Source organism: Paraburkholderia mimosarum LMG 23256 = NBRC 106338, assembly GCF_000739815.1.
Taxonomy (GTDB): domain Bacteria; phylum Pseudomonadota; class Gammaproteobacteria; order Burkholderiales; family Burkholderiaceae; genus Paraburkholderia; species Paraburkholderia mimosarum.
In genome coordinates this window covers 1-1,565 of record NZ_BBJJ01000281.1, presented here as the reverse complement: position 1 = coordinate 1,565, position 1,565 = coordinate 1, and the positions used below count along the sequence as shown (strand labels likewise).

At 55.6% G+C, this 1,565-nt stretch carries 1 protein-coding gene and 1 pseudogene; both read right to left on the bottom strand.

The features are described 5' to 3' along the window. On the bottom strand, positions 1-518 hold a 518-nt coding region (locus BMI01S_RS37380), incomplete at its 3' end, for a hypothetical protein (RefSeq protein WP_042293404.1). Positions 519-1,018: 500 nt separating this feature from the next. Next, positions 1,019-1,459: pseudogene (locus tag BMI01S_RS37370) on the bottom strand (transposase); the annotation flags it as partial. Positions 1,460-1,565 lie beyond the last annotated feature (106 nt).

The following is a 1,565-nucleotide window of genomic DNA, read 5'->3' as shown; positions in this document are numbered from 1 at the left end:
GGCCCACGGACTCCCGTTGAAAATTCGGCCGCCGCGGCCAAAGCGCGTTCGAGTCTGACGTCCGGCCGCATCGGCACACCGACGGTGGTATGCAGTGAGCCCAGCGCCGCCTGTTCGCCGCTACCACAGGCATCGAAGTTCACGGCTCTTTCACCAACCTGATAATCGTCGCGAATCTGGAAGATACGCCCCATGTACCCAACCAGAAAAGTGCCAGCCGATTCGCGTTCACCGTCCTTGCGCGCGAATCCGCCGCGGGTAAAGCACGCGCGTACCGCCTCAATGAACGTCGTGCACATGAAGGCGAACACATCGGTGCCCTCAGGGCGCGGCGCGACGGTCAGACTATGGCCCAGAAGTTGCCCCATCCTGAACGATGTGGTGAAGCCGATCAGGAACGGTCCCACCCGATAAATCTTGGGGTCGGCGCGCACGATGATGGCCCCCCCCCCCGATCCTGCCGAATCCGCACCCATGTAAACCTTCTTGCCATCTGTCAGCGCCACAATGCAGGTCATGCTGCCTCCGTAGGTGTTGCCCGATAGAACGCGACGCGCACGCCCTCGCACGGCTCAGCCGTGGTCGAATCCATGCAAGTACGCCCATTGCCGCCCAGAACTGCCTCGCGGTTCCATGACGTCCCACCGGCGGGCATCACGCCCCCCGTGATACCTGCCTTCTTGCCAGGTAACTTCATCAGCATCTCATGCCTTCCTTTGTAAGCAAAACACTTGTCAACTAGCCATCATCCACGTCGGCAACGAAGGCCATCGAGCGCCAGACGGGGATGGCTATAACTGCGCAAATTCGTTGCCGCGCATAAGGGTCAGCACCTCGGATTCTGATACCGCGCAAAATGAATGCCACGATATCACTAATTGCCAGTCACACTGATATCAAACTTTTTTTTAATGCCATAACGATTGTTTAATATTTAATCCTTTGGAAGTGCGATCTACTGAGTCCAGTCTTAATAATGGTTCTGTAGCAGTAAGGCCCACGTTAAAATTGTGGTTCGTTAGTAAAAACTATGGGTGCTCGGAGGCTCGGCTAGCGTGCCAAGTGCATGATAAAGCGCGATTTCTGTCGCTCTGAAGGTTCGGAAACCATACGCTTTTCTCATGGTCACTTTGGCTTTATTGTTCAACCCCTCGATCACGCCGCTGGAGAACTGTTTTCTTGCACGGAAATAGTTGAGAATCAGCTCCCGGTGGGTGCGCACCGTGCGGGCAAACTTCTTCATTGGCTCGATGCGTGAACGCATGACGTCGGTGCACCATTGATCAAGGAACTTTCCCGCCCATGTGGGAGAGCTATAGTCCCAGAGTTGCTGGAACTCTTCCTTGAGCAGATAGGCCCGCACGCTGCGCAGGTTGTACTGAAGCAAGTCTCGCAGGCGAACGCGTTGCTTGCCGGTGAGATTCTCGCGCCGCTTGAGCAGGCACCAGCGGGATTTCTGGTTCTGTTGCAGTAAGGGTGTCGGGACGAGAAATGTCGATATGGCAAGTATTGCTTATGACACAATGGAGTAAAACTGCTGGAAAGCAGACGACGGGTCTTTGCCC